The sequence below is a fragment of the Actinomadura rayongensis genome (genome assembly GCF_009831215.1).
Lineage (GTDB): Bacteria > Actinomycetota > Actinomycetes > Streptosporangiales > Streptosporangiaceae > Spirillospora > Spirillospora rayongensis.
Window position 1 is genome coordinate 100457 of the sequence record NZ_WUTW01000004.1, and the last position, 15352, is coordinate 115808.

Annotated in this window: 16 protein-coding genes; 3 read left to right on the top strand and 13 right to left on the bottom strand. The window is 73.4% G+C overall.

Annotated elements, in window-relative coordinates; translation table 11 throughout:
* Nucleotides 1-236: 236 nt before the first annotated feature.
* On the bottom strand, nt 237-389 hold the full coding sequence (locus GQ466_RS19695; protein ID WP_161104461.1) for a hypothetical protein: 153 nt from the start codon (nt 387-389) through the stop codon (nt 237-239).
* A 300-nt stretch (nt 390-689) separates the two neighbouring features.
* Here GQ466_RS19695 and GQ466_RS19700 point away from each other — a divergent pair, with 300 nt between their 5' ends.
* Nucleotides 690-1592 carry a DivIVA domain-containing protein gene (locus GQ466_RS19700; RefSeq protein ID WP_237418180.1) on the top strand — a complete coding sequence of 301 codons (903 nt, stop codon included), beginning with the start codon at nt 690-692 and terminating at the stop codon, nt 1590-1592.
* Between the two features lie 241 nt (nt 1593-1833).
* Here the strand turns inward: GQ466_RS19700 and GQ466_RS19705 are convergent, their stop codons facing one another.
* Entirely contained in the window at nt 1834-2190 is a 357-nt protein-coding gene (locus GQ466_RS19705) for a hypothetical protein (protein ID WP_161104462.1), read from the bottom strand.
* Between GQ466_RS19705 and GQ466_RS19710 the strand changes: the two genes are divergently transcribed.
* Nucleotides 2189-2743, top strand: coding sequence for a hypothetical protein (locus tag GQ466_RS19710; RefSeq protein WP_237418181.1), 555 nt, complete (start codon nt 2189-2191; stop codon nt 2741-2743). The genes GQ466_RS19705 and GQ466_RS19710 overlap by 2 nt on opposite strands.
* Before the next feature lie 236 nt (nt 2744-2979).
* Here GQ466_RS19710 and GQ466_RS19715 read toward each other — a convergent pair whose 3' ends face one another.
* A complete protein-coding gene (locus tag GQ466_RS19715) occupies nt 2980-3369 on the bottom strand; it encodes an FCD domain-containing protein (protein ID WP_161104463.1) in 390 nt (129 codons plus the stop codon).
* Between the two features lie 170 nt (nt 3370-3539).
* On the opposite strand from GQ466_RS19715, the gene GQ466_RS19720 reads away from it, so the two are divergent.
* Complete coding sequence (locus tag GQ466_RS19720; protein ID WP_161104464.1) at nt 3540-4496, top strand: hypothetical protein; 957 nt, start codon at nt 3540-3542, stop codon at nt 4494-4496.
* 103 nt (nt 4497-4599) lie between these two features.
* On the opposite strand, the gene aroA is transcribed toward GQ466_RS19720, so the two are convergent.
* The 10 genes from aroA to GQ466_RS19770 are packed head-to-tail and all read right to left on the bottom strand — an operon-like array spanning nt 4600 to nt 15350.
* The gene (gene aroA / locus GQ466_RS19725; RefSeq protein ID WP_202420804.1) at nt 4600-5907 is read right to left on the bottom strand and encodes a 3-phosphoshikimate 1-carboxyvinyltransferase; all 1308 of its coding nucleotides are present in this window, start codon (nt 5905-5907) and stop codon (nt 4600-4602) included.
* Between the two features lie 47 nt (nt 5908-5954).
* Nucleotides 5955-6578 carry a nucleoside/nucleotide kinase family protein gene (locus tag GQ466_RS19730; protein ID WP_161104465.1) on the bottom strand — a complete coding sequence of 208 codons (624 nt, stop codon included), beginning with the start codon at nt 6576-6578 and terminating at the stop codon, nt 5955-5957.
* Nucleotides 6572-7783, bottom strand: coding sequence for a DegT/DnrJ/EryC1/StrS family aminotransferase (locus GQ466_RS19735; protein ID WP_161104466.1), 1212 nt, complete (start codon nt 7781-7783; stop codon nt 6572-6574). The genes GQ466_RS19730 and GQ466_RS19735 overlap by 7 nt, the downstream gene beginning before the upstream one ends.
* Nucleotides 7773-8726, bottom strand: coding sequence for an ATP-grasp domain-containing protein (locus GQ466_RS19740; RefSeq protein ID WP_161104467.1), 954 nt, complete (start codon nt 8724-8726; stop codon nt 7773-7775). The genes GQ466_RS19735 and GQ466_RS19740 overlap by 11 nt, the downstream gene beginning before the upstream one ends.
* Nucleotides 8723-10516, bottom strand: coding sequence for an ATP-binding cassette domain-containing protein (locus tag GQ466_RS32890; RefSeq protein ID WP_161104468.1), 1794 nt, complete (start codon nt 10514-10516; stop codon nt 8723-8725). The genes GQ466_RS19740 and GQ466_RS32890 overlap by 4 nt, the downstream gene beginning before the upstream one ends.
* The gene (locus GQ466_RS32895) at nt 10513-12297 is read right to left on the bottom strand and encodes an ATP-binding cassette domain-containing protein (protein WP_161104469.1); all 1785 of its coding nucleotides are present in this window, start codon (nt 12295-12297) and stop codon (nt 10513-10515) included. The genes GQ466_RS32890 and GQ466_RS32895 overlap by 4 nt, the downstream gene beginning before the upstream one ends.
* A 4-nt stretch (nt 12298-12301) precedes the next feature.
* Nucleotides 12302-13369 (bottom strand): ferritin-like domain-containing protein, encoded by a 1068-nt coding sequence (locus GQ466_RS19755; RefSeq protein WP_202420805.1) that lies wholly within the window; start codon nt 13367-13369, stop codon nt 12302-12304.
* Nucleotides 13369-13815, bottom strand: a complete 447-nt coding sequence (locus GQ466_RS19760; RefSeq protein WP_161104471.1) for a type II toxin-antitoxin system RatA family toxin — start codon at nt 13813-13815, stop codon at nt 13369-13371. Before GQ466_RS19760 ends, GQ466_RS19755 begins: the two co-directional genes overlap by 1 nt.
* 27 nt (nt 13816-13842) lie before the next feature.
* Nucleotides 13843-14370, bottom strand: coding sequence for a hypothetical protein (locus tag GQ466_RS19765; RefSeq protein ID WP_161104472.1), 528 nt, complete (start codon nt 14368-14370; stop codon nt 13843-13845).
* Nucleotides 14367-15350 (bottom strand): hypothetical protein, encoded by a 984-nt coding sequence (locus GQ466_RS19770; protein ID WP_161104473.1) that lies wholly within the window; start codon nt 15348-15350, stop codon nt 14367-14369. Before GQ466_RS19770 ends, GQ466_RS19765 begins: the two co-directional genes overlap by 4 nt.
* Nucleotides 15351-15352 lie beyond the last annotated feature (2 nt).

Sequence of the window (15352 nt, forward strand, 5' to 3'; positions counted from 1 at the left end):
GGAGATCGGACACGGCAGTGACGACCCCTTCACCAGGATCTGGTGCCAGCCCTCGCAGGCACGGTCCAGCCGATCGACGGCGCGTCGGCAAGGTCGTGCGGAACGGCCTCCCGGCGCAGCGACCCGAAGAGGGCTCGGGCCCGCGCTCGGTCGTCCCGGGCGTAAAAGTCCCTTGGCGTCACGTCCTGTCGGTGCTGCCGATGTTGCCGGCTGCTGCCGCGGGGGCCGGGAAACGGCTAAAAGTGCTGGGTCACCCAGTAGAAGAATCCGGCACCGACCGCCCCTCCGAGAGCGTAGGCAAGGCCGCGCACGGCGGCGAAAAGGGCCGCCTGGATCAGACGGCCGACCTTGCGCTGGAAGCGGTGCCGTCGGTGGGGGGTGGTGGACATGGATGTGCTCCTTGGGACGGTCCGGACACTGGTCGTGCCGGTGCGAGTCCCATTGATGCAGTACCCGGAGGGGTTGCACCACGCCGCAACGACTCCGGACAAGGGGTTGCGGGGGATGGCAACAGATTGGAAGATCAGGGCCGGGTTATCAGCGATGGAGTGCATAACGGGCATTCACCGCGCGGACCGGAAGGCCGACCGACGAACGAGGCCCCAGGACCGGGTTGCACGGTGCGGCAACCCGGTCGAACTCGTCAAATGGAGCACCCGCGCCAGGTCGGCGCGCCACAATCAGGGGCTATGACCGGATCAACCCTTCGACCGTTGCCAGCCGCCGCATCTGGTGCGACCCGGCTGGCAGAACTGGACCCCAGCCTCAGCCCCGAAGTACAAGCATGGGTTGCAGAGCTGCGGAAAGTCTGGGCGGCGACTGGAATGTCGCTGAAGCGATTCGCCAGTGGGCATCCGATCGACAAGGGGACTCTGTCGCGCTACCTCAACGGCAAGCGCGTGCCGCGCGACTCCTGGTTCCTGGACAAGTTGCTGACGATCTTGGCCGAACACGGCAATGAGGTCTCTCCGGAAGTCCGAGAGCATCTCAACGGCTTGCAGTTGCAGGCCCTGCAAACGGCTCATCCGCACGAGTACCGAGTTCGCCAGGTCAACGACGAACTCGAACTGGCAGAGTTCGCGCAGCGTGAGGCCGACCGCTACGCCCGCGGGCTGGAGGCGCATCTGGCCGACCTGACCCACCGATGCAACGACCTCACCGACCAGCTGAGCCGGCTTCGAAGCGCGTGGGACGCCGAGCGCGCCGACCTGCAAGCCGAGAAGAACGATCTCGAGCAGGAGATCTTCGAGCTGAGACGTCGTTTGGAACACGCCCGCCAGCGCATCGCCGCCGCGGAGCGACACCGTCATCATCTCGAGAACCTCTTGGAGAATCTGGATCCGCCGACCTCGACTCCGGAATTTGATCTTCCGGCACGGATCACTCCCAACGACATTCGCGAAGCACGTTTCGGCACCGTCCGATTCCGTCCGGGCTACGACGAGGAGGAGGTCGATGTCTTCCTCGACAAGGTTGAAAAAGAGGTCGAGCTGCTCCGCGCGGACCGCGAGGAGCTGGCGAAGGAGAACGCCGAGCTCCGCGCGCAACTGGGCAGTGTTCTCTACCCGGAGAACTTGGACGGGCAGGCATAGGCAAGGGCACAGGTGGGACGATCCGGACCGCCTTCGAATGCATCCGTAACGAGACCAGACGCCGCAGGGGGTTCCGGACGTTCGCCTGCCGGATGTTCAAGCAGCCGTCCACCGGGCGCGTCGTCACCGGACGGAGTCGTCCTCACGCGACAGGCCCGGCAGCCGTAGCGAGTTTGGACTGCGTCCCGGCCTCGTTGAGGTCATCGAGAAGGCTCAGAGGGTCCTTGAGTCCCCGCCACCATCAGTCCCGCGCCGTGCGGGTCGATACGCCTTGATCCGTCCGGCGGTGGAGCTTCCACCGGCCGCGGTGCCCCCAGTTCACCCACCCGGCTCCGAGCGGATCCGGTTCCCTGAGCCTCATCTGACCGAGGCCCTCCCGGCGCTCCGCTTCCCCGGGCTTCACGGGGCGAAATCCTCCCGGCGTTTCCGCGCCGTCGCCGACGCAGTGGCCGCCCATTGCTGGAACGATCCACCAGCTCGCCGGGACGAGGAGCAGCGACACCGCGCCGAACAGGAACAGGACCTGGAACTCCACGTCCGGCAGCAGGATCCGGCCGAGCAGCGGCGAGGCGCTGCCGCCGATCCCGATCGCGCCCATGCCGATCGCCAGGTGCAGGGGTGCGGCGGCGCGGCGGGGCGTTGTCGGTGACGTAGGCGCCGATCAGCGCGGCCAGGGCGCCGATGCCGACGCGCTGGTTCGCCGTCGCGCGGTTCTGCACCGGGGCTGGCACGACGGCGACCCGGGCCTCGGCCCGACGTACGTCTTCCACAGCCCCGACGGCCACGAGCTGGAGATCTACTGGGAGAGCGAGTGGTACGCGGTGCCGCCCGAGCTGGCGCCCGCGCTGAAGAACCAGGCGCAGGCGTACCCGGGGCGCGGCGTATGCGTCCGCCGCCTTGACCGCGTGAACTTCTTGGCCGCCGAGGTCGAGCCGAGCACCGGGTTCGTCCGGGACGTGCTCGGCGGGCGTCCGACCGAGCAGATCCGGCTGGACGACGGGACGATCGCCGGCCGCTGGCTCACCTTCACCAACAAGTCCTACGACCTCGTCTACACGCGCGACCGGACGGGCTCGCGTGGGCGCCTGCACCACATCGCGTTCGCCAACGAGACCCGCGAGGCATCCTGCGCGCCGCCGACGTGTTCCTGACAAGGGCGTCTTCATCGAGACCGGCCCGCACAAGCACGCCATCCAGCAGACGTTCTTCCTCTACCTCTACGAACCGGGCGGCAACCGGATTCGCTGTGCCACCCGGGCGCGCGGCTCGTGCTCTCCCCGGACTGGGAGACGTTCACGACGGAGGCCGAACGCGCCAAGGGTCAGGCGCGGGGGCTCAAGACGATCCACACCCACGGCACGCCGCCGGTGGAAGCGTGACCGCGCGGCTAGACGCGCAGGCCCGTCCTGCCCCGCTCCCCGATCTCGCGCATGGCGGTGATGACGCTGGCCAGGTGCTCCCGCATGGCCTGTTCGGTCGCCACGGGATTCTGGGCGCACACCGCGTTGATGATCGCCACGTGCTCGGTCAGGCCGACCGCCGAACGTCCCGGATGCATGGCGAGCCGGGACTGGTGCCGGACGCTCTGCGCCCGCAGCCGCTCCAGCCCGCGCGTCGCCGTCTCCTGCCCGCTGATCTCCCGGATCTGCCGGTGCAGTTCCTGGTTGGACGCCGCCATGGGAGCGGATCGCCTCCCGGCGTCAACCTCGTCTTTGCCGACGCGGCCGCGCTGGACCGCGTCGGGCGAACTGCACGCGCACCTCGCCGTAAATCCCATGGAACGCCACGGATCGTGACGAAACGGTGCCCTTTTGTGCGGGAAACGGCGCTAGGCTCGCCCGCGGAAAAGGAGTGCTCCCCATGAAACGAATTGCCTTTGCGGCAATATGCATAACGATGGCTGGTTTGGCCTGTTTTGTCGGGTTGACGGTCTCGCGGTCGTCCACCGTGACGCCCTCGGCCGCCGCCGCGCCGTCGTACACGTTCAAGGCGCAGCGGATCACCGGTCCCCGGCCGCCGAAGTCCGGGATCGACCACAACGTCGTCGCCCTCGGCACCGTGCGGCTCGCGATGTCGGCGAAGCAGACCGCGTACGTGGTCTCCGCGCTGCGCGCCAACGCGGCCACCGTCCGGACGATGGTGGACAACGAGGTGCGCTGCACCTGGCCGGGCGGAAGCAAGAACCTGGTCATGGGGCAGAACGTCTACGCGGGCACCGGCAAGGACCCGAAGTGGGAGGACGTCTGGATCGTCACCAAGTTCCTCCTGCACCCGGGCGTCGCCGCGACCGCCACCTGCACGACGTACGCGCGGGTCGCCTCGCTCTACAAGCAGCCGTCCTCGGTGATGATCGCGGGCGGCTCGCTGCGGTTCGCCGACACCTCGGTCGCCAACGCCGCGAGCGGGAAGCCGCTGGAGTACGACATGCCGTACGGCGACCTGCCCGTCGACGCCAGGCGCCGGACGCTGCGGCAGCCCGCGCTGCCCGTCACCGCCGCGCCGCCCGGGTTCCGGGAGCTCAGCGCGTTCGGCGACGTGGACTTCCAGGTCTGCCAGCGCAATGTGGCCTGCGACAAGAACGGGTCCACGACGGCCAAGTTCACGCTGATCGTCGCCCAGTGGGACTCCAAGGGCACGCACCTGTGCCACAGCGACGCGACGACCAGCGTCACGAAGACGGTCCCGTACTGGGTCCACCACGCCGTCGTGCCGCTCTACAAGCCGCACTTCAAGGTGTCCACGGCCGCCGGCTGCGCCCCCAAGTTCAGCGTCTACGTGCGCGTGGACTGGCTGCGCGGCCAGCCCGCGGCGGTGCAGGGCACGGCGGTCGGGCTGCCCGACCGGCGCGGCTCCGCCACGACGCACCGCTCGGCGATGAGCCACGCCTACCTCGTCCCGGCGTGACCTGACCTGCTCGGCCCAAGGACGACGAGCGGGCGACCTCGTGTCTCCTCGTCCCGGGGTGAAATGACCCGGTCGGTCCGCGTCCGCGCGGGCCGGCCGGACGTCAGGCGCTCAGCGTCACCGCGCCGCCGGACAGGGCGGCGAGGTGGGCCGCGAAGCCCGGGTAGCTGGTGGCGACCGAGTCCCAGCCGTGGATGACGGTCGTGCCCTCGGCGACGAGGGCGTTGATGCAGGCGGACATCGCGATGCGGTGGTCGCCGTGGCTGTCCACGACGCCGCCGCGGACCGGGGCGCCGCCCTCGATGATCATGCCGTCCTCGGTCTCGTGCGCCCGTGCGCCGAACGCCCGCAGCATCCGGACCGTGCTGGCGATCCGGTCGCTCTCCTTGACGCGCAGCTCCTGGGCGCCGCTGATCGTGGTCGTGCCGGACGCGGCGGCGGCGGCGACCGCGAGGATCGGGACCTCGTCGATGATCGACGGAATGTCCGCGCCGGAGATGTCGATGCCGGTCAGGCGGGTGCTGCGGGCGCGGATCAGGCCGGTGGACGCGTCCACGTCGATGTCGGCGCCCATGCGGCGCAGGACGTCGACGAACCCGGTCCTGCCGAAGCCGAGGTAGACGTTCTCGACCGCCACCGACGCGTCCGGGACGATCAGGGCCGCGACGGTCCAGAAGGCCGCCTGCGACGGGTCGCCCGGGACGTCCACGTCGGTCGCGCGCAGCGGGGACGGCTCGATCGTCACCCGCGTCCCGTCCACGACGACGTTGCCGCCGAAGTCCGCCAGCATCTCCTCGGTGTGCCGCCGGGTGGGCGCGGGCTCGCGGACGCTCGTGGGGCCGCTCGCGCCGAGCCCGGCCAGCAGGATCGCCGACTTGACCTGCGCGCTCGCGACCGGCGAGTCGTAGTCGATGCCGGTGAGCCGCCCGCCCCGGACGCCGAGCGGCAGCAGGTCGCCGCCGCGGCGCCCGTCGATCGCGGCGCCCATCGCGCGCAGCGGGACCGCGACGCGGCTCATCGGGCGGGCGCGCAGGTACTGGTCGCCGGTGAGGACCGCGTAACCGTCGCGTCCGGCGCACACGCCCGCGAACAGGCGCGTGGCGGTGCCGGAGTTGCCGAGGTCGAGTGGTTCGTCCGGCTCGTCCTGGAGGCCGCCGCGCACGCGCAGGCCGTCGCCCGCCGGTTCGATCCGGACGCCGTAGCTCTCCAGCGCCAGCCGGGTGCGCCGCACGTCGTCGCCGCCCGACAGCCCGGTGATCAGGCTCTCGCCCTCGGCCAGGCCCGCGAGCAGCAGCGCCCGGTGGGAGATCGACTTGTCGCCCGGGACGCGCAGGCTCCCCGACAGGTGGCCGGGCCCTGTCAGCGACACCGTCCTCGCGGCGTCGACGTCCGACGATACGTCCGGTGCCACCACTGCCCGACCTCCCTGGAAACCGATTCCGCCCGTGCCCCGCAACCCTACCGATTCGCCGCGCACGGCCGGGCCGGGACGAGCCCCGCGACCTCGGACACCAGGTCGTCCACCGGACGCTCGGCGGACAGGACGAGCTGCGGGTACGGCAGCAGCGGCCGGACGCGGTCGAACGCCGCCGCGTACCGGGTCAGCTTCCGCTCCGCGCCGCCGCCGTGCAGCAGCCGGTCCCCCTTCGGGCGCGCGGTGATCCGGCGCAGCGCCTCGGCGGCGGGCAGGTCGAGGTGGACGGACACGTCGGGCGTCGGCAGCCGTCCGTAGATCGCGGCGAGGACGTCGAGCTTCGCGGCGTCCCAGAACGCGGCGACGGCCAGCCACCGCACGACGTAGGTCTCGGTGAGCAGGACGTGCCCGGACCCGGCCGGGTGCAGCGCCGCGTGCGCCTGCGCGACCATCTCGACGGCGTGCGCGACCTCGGCCTCGTCCGCGCTGACGAGCTGCCGCCAGTTCGCGGCGCCGCGCCCGACGGCGACGTCGTCCAGCAGCCGTTTGCCCATCGACCGCAGCGTCAGCGGCGAGCACGGCAGTCCGGCCGCGGTGACGGCGGTGCGGAGGCGGTCGGCGAGCGTGGACTTCCCGGCGCCGTCCACGCCGGTGATCTCGATCAGCATCGCGCGCGTCCTTCCGCGAGGGCGGCCCCGGCGTGCCGGAACGCGGCCTCGTAGCGGGCCAGGACGGGTTCGGAGTCCTCGTACAGGTCCCGTCCGGCGAACTCGATCAGATCGGTCATGCAGCGATCGGTGCCGGGGAAGTCGCCGGGCACCGCGCGCACCGGCCCGGGGAGGCCGTCGTCCAACAGGCCGGGATCGGTGAAGAGAGGCGTGCGGTGCAGCGCCTTCGCGGGCCGCCGGACGGCCAACCCGGCCGCTTTCAGCAGTTGGACGACCCGGTCGGCGGGCGTCTCCGGGTCGGTCCAGCGGCAGTGGAACTTGTAGAGCGTCCCGTGCGCGTGGTCGCGGCCCAGCGGACGCAGCGCGGGGAGCAGCGCGCCGAGCAGCGCGTCCAGCCGCGCGAGGTTCCGGTTCCGGACCGCGACGGTCGTCGGGAGGCGGTCCAGGTGGTCGTCGCAGAGGATCGCGGCGGCGGGCGACGGACGCAGGTTGTGCCCGAGGCCGGTCTCGGCCAGCGCGCGCAGCGCCGGGTCGGCGACGTCGGCGAGCGCCCGGTGCTTGGGCTGGCCGAAGACGAGCGCGCGTTCGTAGACGTCCCGGTCGGTGGTGAGCAGCACCCCGGCGAGGCCGCCGGAGACCATCTTGGTCGTGCCGAGGCTGAACGCCGCGACGTGCCCGGCGGACCCGACAGGACGGCCCCGCCACCGGGTGCCGTGCGCGTGCGAGCAGTCCTCGACCAGCGCGAGGCCGTGCCGGTCGGCGAGCGCCCGCGCGTCGTCCAGCGGGACGGGACGGCCCCACAGGTGCGTCACGACCAGCGCCCGCGTGCGCGCGGTGATCCGCCGGGCCGCGTCCGCCAGGTCGATGCGGCCGTCCGCGGGCAGCGAGTCGCACAGCACGGGCCGCAGCCCGAGCGCCAGCAGCGGCGTCGCGGTGGCCCGGAAGGTGTTCGACGGGACCAGCACCTCGGCGCCCGGTTCGAGCGCGAGCCCGTGGTAGGCGCCGGCCAACGCGGCGGTCCCCGAGTTGCACAGCACGGCGGACGCGCCGGGGAGCAGGACGTCCGCCAGCCGCCGTTCGCACGCGGCGATGTCCGGATCGTCGCCCGTGGTGGAGTACATCGTCCCGGCGCGGACGCGGGCGGTCACGCGGGCGACGGCGCGCTCGGAGTAGAACGGCCAGAGCCGCGGCCCGTCAGAACCCATCGCCGCGCTCCTTCAGTCGGTCGATCACCAGGTCGGCGTGGATCCCGGTGATCCGCCCGCCCGTCCGGTCGTGCTCGGTGCCGGTGAAGAACCGCCAGCTCGGGACCGTGGGGTTCACCTCGATCACGGCGTGGCCGTCGGGGGTCTCGACGAGGTCCAGCGACGCCAGGTCCAGGCCGAGGACGCCGAGCGCCCGGCCGACGAGCGCGAGCAGCGCGGCGTCGGGCTCGTGCGGCTCCCACCGGGCGGGGTCCATGAGGACGCGGGCGCCCTGGACGGCCGCGCCGAGTTCGGCCGTCCGGTGGTAGGAGCAGACGACGACGCGTCCGCCGATCACGATGACGCGCAGTTCGCGTCCCGGGCTCGGCAGGAACCGCTGCGCGCACAGTTCTCCATAGCGGCGGAGCAGGTGCCAGCCCACGGTCTCCTCGCGCAGGCCGAGCGACCCGTCCCGGTACCGCCGTTCGGGGCCGAGCGCCGCCATCCGGGTCACGTCGAGCGACGCGTGCCCGTGGACGGGCTTGAGCACGATCTCGCCCCAGTCGGCGAGGCAGCGGGCGATCTCGTCCAGCGTCCGGACGGTCCGGGTGGCGGGCACCGGCACGCCCGCGCCGGCGAGCAGCGCGGCCTGCCGCACCTTGTTCTTGGCGCGCCGCAGGGAGTCCACGGTGTTCAGCACCCGCGTCCCGCCGTCCTCCATGACGCCGAGCCAGTCGTACAGCAGCGCGAGATCGCCTTCGTGGCGGTTCAGCACGCGCGGCCGGACGAGCGCCAGGTCCGGCAGCGCGGGACGTCCCGCCGACGGGTCGGGGAAGCCTTGTGCGATCAGCCGCGTCCAGTCGACGGTGTCGGCGGTGATCCCGCGTTCGCCGAGCGCGTCGCAGAGCAGCCGTCCCTCCGCCGACGGCTCGCCGCGATCGAGGACCCACACGTTCGGTGTCATCGCGTCCCTTCTCCCACGTGGTAGGCGGCGGCCTGCGCCGTGAACAGTTCGGCATAGCGCGGGGAGGCGGCGAGCAGGTCCGCGTGGGCGCCCGCGAGCGCCCCGCCCGCGGCGTCCAGGAACACGACGAGGTCGGCGCGCACGGCGGTCGTCATCCGGTGGGTGACGAGGACGGTGATCGTCCCGGTCGCGGCGGCGCGGCGGCGGGCATCCCGGACGTAGTGCCCGACGACGGCCTCCTCGGCGGCGGGGTCCAGGCCGGCGCCGGGCTCGTCCACCAGGTGCAGCAGCGGCCGGTCGCGCAGCCGGCCGCGCGCTATGGCGAGCTGCTGCCACTGGCCGCCCGACAGGTCGACGGCGCCAGGCAGGGTGCGTCCGACGGGGGTGTCCAGGCCGTCCGGCAGGCCGCGCGCCCAGGCGCCGTCGCCGCAGGAGCGCAGGGCGTCCCAGGCGGCCGGGGCGTCGTCCAGGCGCGGCAGGTCGCCGACGCCGATGTTCTGCCCGGCGGTCAGCTCGTAGCGGACGAAGTCCTGGAACGTCACGGCGATGGCCGCGTGCCAGTCGTCGCGCGCGAAGCCGGCGATGTCGGCGCCGTCGAGCAGGATCCGGCCCCGCGTCGGGGCGTAGACGCCGGTGAGCAGCTTGACGAGCGTGCTCTTTCCCGCGCCGTTCTCGCCGATCAGGACGACGAGGGAGCCCGCGGGGACGTGCAGCGTGACGCCGTCCAGCGCCGGGGGGCCGTCGTCGTAGGCGAAGCCGACGCCGTCCAGGTCGAGGCCGTGGACGATCCGGGACGGCACCGGCGGCGCCGTCCCGGGCGCCCGCTCCCCCGCGAAACGCCCGCGCAGCCAGAGGTAGTCGCGCATCACGTCCCCGACGGACACGAGCCTGCCGAGCGCGGCGGCGGCCTGCCCGCTGACGAGCTGGGACCGCCGCACGACGGCCGCGACCATGAGCAGCTGCCCCACGCTGGCCTGGTGGTCGGCGGCGCGGACGACGACGAGCCCGAGGCCCGCCGTGAAGACCGCCGCGTACACCGCCCAGCCCGCCGACCGCAGGACCGTCGGCCGCGCGGTCCGGCGGCGCAGCGCGGCGACGCCCCGGTCGGCGACGGCGCGGTGCCGCCGGAGGAGTTCGGCGCCGAGCCCGTGGACGCGCAGCTCGGCGGCGGCCGTCGGCGAGGCGGCGAGGTCCAGGAGGGCGGTCGCGGTCGTCCGGTCGGCCGCCAGGTCCCGTTCGGCGGCGGTCCGCGCCCGCGCCGCCACGCGTTCCAGCGCGACGGGCAGGACGGCGGCCAGCGGCAGCGCGGCCAGCGGCGGGTAGACGAGCCCGAGGACCAGCGCGATGCCGAGCGCCCGCAGGACCGCCTGGAACAGCGCGAGCAGATGGCGGGGACCGGCGGCGAGCAGGACGCGGCCGTCGCGGACGGCGCCCAGCCGCCGCCGGTACTCCGCGCCCTCCAGCCGCCGGAGCCGGGGTTCGGTCGCCGCCGCGTGCGCGACCTGCTCCAGCAGCCGGAGCGCGACATGGTCCGACAGGCCGAACCCGATGTTGGCGGCGAGGACGGTGACCGTCCAGCCGACGCTGAACAGGACGGCCGTCAGCACCGCGCCGCGCATCACCTCGGCGTCGTCGTGCTCCAGGTAGCCGTCCACGATCTGCTGGAAGCCGACCGCGTACGCCGACATCGCGAACGCGCCGACGATCCACACGACCAGCGCCGCGACCATGTGGCGGGGCGCGGCGCGGAACCCGAGCGCGAGGACCCGCGGCCAGACCGCGCGCCTCACCGGGCCGTCGCCTCTCCGGCGAACCGCGCCGCCTGCGCGGTGAACATCGCGGCGTACCGGCCGTCCAGCGCGAGCAGCGTGTCGTGGTCGCCGCTCTCGGCGACCTTCCCGTCGTGCAGCACGTGGATGCGGTCCGCCCGGCGGACGGTCGAGAAGCGGTGCGCCACGATGATCGTGGTGAGGCCGCGCGTCATCGCCAGGAACCGCCGGTGGAAGTCGGCCTCGGCCGCCGCGTCCAGCCACGCGGTCGGCTCGTCCAGGACGAGGATCCGCGCGCCGTGTTCCGCGGCGTACAGCGCCCGCGCGAGGGCGACGCGCTGCCACTGGCCGCGCGACAGGTCGCGTCCGCCGGGGACGCCGAGCGGCGTGTCCCAGCCGTCCGGCAGCCCGGCGACGAGGTCGGCGGCCCCGGCGCGCTCGGCGGCGGCCCGCAGCGCCGCGCGGCTCGCGCCGACGCCGATGTTGTCGGCGAGGGTGAACGGGAGCCGCGCGAAGTCCTGCGAGATCAGCGCGCAGCGGCGCTGCCAGTCGGCCGGGTCGAGGTCGGCGAGGTCGGTGCCGTCCACGGTGATCCGGCCGCCGGACGGGTCGTGCAGCCGGGTGAGCAGCCGGATCAGCGTGGTCTTCCCGGCGCCGTTCGCGCCGACGATCGCGGTCGACGCGCCGACCGGGATGTCGAGGTCGAGGCCGTCCAGGACGGGCCGGTCGCCGAACGCGAACCGGACGCCCTCCAGCCGGATCGTCCGCCGGGGCAGGTCGCCGACGGGCCGCGCGCCGCCGAGCGGGACGGCGCTGCGCGCGATCCCGGCCTCCAGGCGCTCGACGTCGGGAAGGGAGGCGAGCATCCAGGCCAGCGCGATGTCCTCGGTGGAGATGCCGCCGACGGCGGACGTCGCGACGATCGCGGGGAAGTACGCGGCCAGCTCGGCGAGCCCGATCCGGTGGTGGGCGACGGCGTCGGCGAGCACCCAGCAGGCCGCGAGGTTGGCCGCGACGACCAGCCCGGCCGTCAGCGCGACCGTGCGGTAGACGCGCGCCCGGACGCTCCACGCCGCCGCCATCGCCAGCAGCCAGTGCTCGCGCAGACGGTCCACCGTCCACCGTCCGAGGCCGTAGGCGCGCACCTCGGGCGCGGCGGCCGGATCGGTGGCCAGCTCGAAGAAGTAGACGGCCCGGCGGATCTTCCCGGCGTCCCCGCCGAGCGCCGCCACATGCTCCGTGATCACCGTGCGCAGGGGGCGGCGGACGGCCAGCCACACCAGCAGCAGCCCGGCGCCGAGCCACCAGCGGAACGCTCCGACGAGGACGCAGGCGGCGAGCCCGCCCAGCCGGTCGCCCGCCAGCGCGACCTGGGTGAGCGGCGCGTTCGCGGGCTGGAAGCCGGTGAGCGCGCCCTTGGCCCCGGCGAGCGCGTCCAGATTGCCCTGGTCGGTGAGGTGCGCGATCCCGGCGGGCCGGATCAGCGCCGTCATCAGCCGTTCCTGCAGCGCGAACGTGAGCCGGGCGCGGGCGATCCCCGCCACGTGGTCGCGGACCGTGTCGCCGACGAGCAGGACGCCGATCGCCGCCCCGCTCACCGCGATCCAGGGCCAGGTCGCCTGCCGGTCCCCGGCCGCCGCCCGGACGATCCGGCCGACGCCGACGAGCAGCACGACCGGCGCCAGCGCGCCCACCGCCGCGCAGGCGTAGAGCAGGACGGCCTGGCGCGGCGCGCCGTCCCAGAGCATGCGCTGCGCGCGCCACCGGGGCGAGGACCGGGGCGCCCACCGGGTCGGGAGCACCGGCTCAGCCGTCCGCGCCGCGCGCGATCATCTCGCCCACCTCGGCGACGCGGGCGTCGCGGGCCCGGTCCTCCTGCTCGGCGAGGTCCTCGTCGCGCGCCATCGCGGCCTGAAGGTCCACGTCGGCGAGGTCGAGGACGCCGATGTCGGCGTAGGCGGCGCGGACCCGGTCCGTCCACAGGCCGATGTCGCGGACGCACGGGACGATCCGCCCGAACAGCGCCCGCTGGAACATCCGCAGCGCCTCGCGGTTGGGCCGCGTCTCCGGCGACTTCGACCGCTCGTAGCCGAGCGCGACGATGACGTCCGTCCACAGGAACCGGTCGCGCATCCGGTAGCACGCCTCGATGACGAAGTCCTCGCGCTCGGCGCGCTCCCTGGCGTCGATCTCGCGGTAGTAGTCGCGCAGCGCGAGCCGTCCGAACGCGACGTGCCGCGCCTCGTCCTGCATGACGTAGGCGAGGATCTGGCGGGCGAGCGGCTGGGTCGTCATGTCGCGCAGCAGCCCGAACGCGGCCAGCGCCAATCCTTCGATGAGCACCTGCATTCCGAGATAGGGCAGGTCCCAGCGGGAATCGGTCAGCGTGTCGTCGAGCAGGGACGCCAGATTCTGGTTGATCGGATATTGCACGCCCACCCGCTCGGTAAGGAAGCGGCTGAAGATCTCGGTGTGGCGCGCCTCGTCCACCACCTGCGTCGCGGCGTAGAGCTTGGCGTCGATGCCGGGCACCGACTCCACGAGCCGGGACGCGCAGATCAGCGCCCCCTGCTCGCCGTGCAGGAACTGGCTGAACTGCCAGGCCGCGCCGTGCAGCCGGAGTTCGGCGATGTTCTTCGGGCCGAGCTTGGCCCAGGTCGGCGAGCCGTAGAGCGGGACCATGACGTCCGGCATCCCGAGCGGGTCGTCGGGATCGGTGGGGACGTCCCAGTCGATCCGCCGCTCCTGGTCCCACTGCTTGTCCTTGCCCTTGCGGTAGAGCGAGAGCAGGCGTTCGTTCCCGGCGTCGTAATCCCAGGAAAAGGTGGCCCGGCCGTTCATCGCCACGGACCACGTCGCGTCGGTCGCGGACATCATTCCTCCGGGGCGCAGGCCCGCTGCTCGAGTTCTTCCAGCATCCGGCTCGTGTTCGTGCGCAGCGACTCCCGCGCGATCGGGTCGAGCATCCGCGCCATCAGCGGAATGCCGATCTCGAACTCGATGCGCAGGGACGCGCGGGTGAGGCCGCCGCCGAGATCGGTCAGCAGCCATTCGCCCTGGAAAACGCTGAGGTCGCCGTCGAGCTGCTCGAAGTCGATCCGGTGCCGGGACGGGTCGACGCGCCCCTTCTCGGACCAGCGCAGGATCGACCCGCGCAGGATCACCGACCATTCGGCGGTGCGCACGTCGTCGCGGACGTCGAGCACCTTGATCCACTCGACGTCGCTCATGTAGTCGGCGAAGCGCTCCACGTCGAGGAGCAGGTCCCAGAGCCTGCCGATCGGCGCTCGGAGGTCTTTCGTGACGGAGACGGTCTGCATCGCGGGCCTCTCGGTTCGGGCGGGCGGTCAGGACGCGGGCGGGACGGCCGTCGTCCAGGACTCGGGGAAGACGGGCGCGAGGTGCATCGCCGCGACCACGTCGAAGCCGTCCCTGGCGAGGCGCAGCGCCGCGAACATGCCCGCGGGCGAGCGCAGTTCGGGCAGGTCGCCGGCGATGCCGTTGCCGGCCGTGACGCCGTCGACGAGCGCCGCGAGACGGTCCCGCCAGGCCGCCGCGCCGGCCGCGTCGCCGAGCCGTCCGGCCCGGTCGAGCAGGTCGGCGGCCTCGGCGCGCTCGGCCGGGTCCAGCCGGGCGAACGGGTCGAACGCGACGCCGCCGACGGGCCACGACGGTTCGCCGCCGCGTCCGGTGCCGCGCAGCGCGCAGCATTCGAGGACGACGGCGCGTCCGGCGTGCCCGGCCACCTCCCACTGCCCGGCGTCGATCGCGCCGTCCACGTCCTGCAGCAGGGCCTGGACGGTCACCATGATCCGCGCGGCGGTCTGGGTCGTCGCGGCGGTGCGGCGGCGGATGTCGTCGAAGGTCTCGATCATGGGGCGCTCCCGTCCGTGATCACCGACAGCCACAGCAGGTCGGCCTCCAGCAGGGCCAGCAGGACGGGGTCCGGACGCTCGTCCCAGCGGCCCGTCCAGACGCGGGCGGGGTCGGCCAGCGGCGCGCCCTCGTCCTCGGGGACTTCGGCGCCGCGCATGTTCCACCGGCTGACGACGTAGCGGCCGAGGTAGCGGTGGATCTCCACGCCCGTCGCGGGGGTGAGCGCCCAGCGGTGCCGGGCGGCGTCGAACGGCGCGTCGGACGCGACGAGGTCGGCGGTGAAGGCGGTGAACGCGACCAGGTCGTCCGGCGGGCCGAACGCCAGGCAGCGGCGCAGCGCCGCGAGCGCGTCCGCGTCGCCGGACTGCCGGAACTTCTCCCCCAGCCATTTGGCGCCGAAGAACAGGTGCCCGGACCGCGCCGCCCGGCACTCCAGGGCGGCGAGCCCCGCGTCCGCCGCGCGCAGCCACCGGGGTTCCCAGGCGCCCCGGTCGAGCCACGCGGCGGCGAGCGCGCGCCGCCGCGCCTCGGCCGCCCACCAGTCCGCGACGGCCCGGCCGAGCCACGGGCCGCGCAGGTCCCGCGACCACTCCGCCAGCTCGTCGCGCTCGGCGAGGACGCGGGCCAGCGCGAACCTGACCGTCGCCTGCAGCGCGGCCCGCCGCTTCTTGTAGCCCGCGTGCCCGGCCGACGCCGCGTCCGGCGGCGTCCGCAGCAGGGCGGGCCAGGCCGTCACCTCGTCGCGGCCGAAGTACCGCACGTCGACGCGGTGGCCGTCCTCGTAGGCGGCGATGGGGATCTGCATGACCGGGCCGTCCACGACGGCGTACACGTCGATGTCGCTCGCCCGGTTCCCGTACCCGGCGGCCAGGGACCCGGTGAGCCCGATGAATCCCGGCGCGCCGAACGCCTCGCCGACCAGCTCGATCATCCGGTCCGCGGTGACGGCGTGCAGCGGGGTCGCCGCGTCCTGTTTCACGT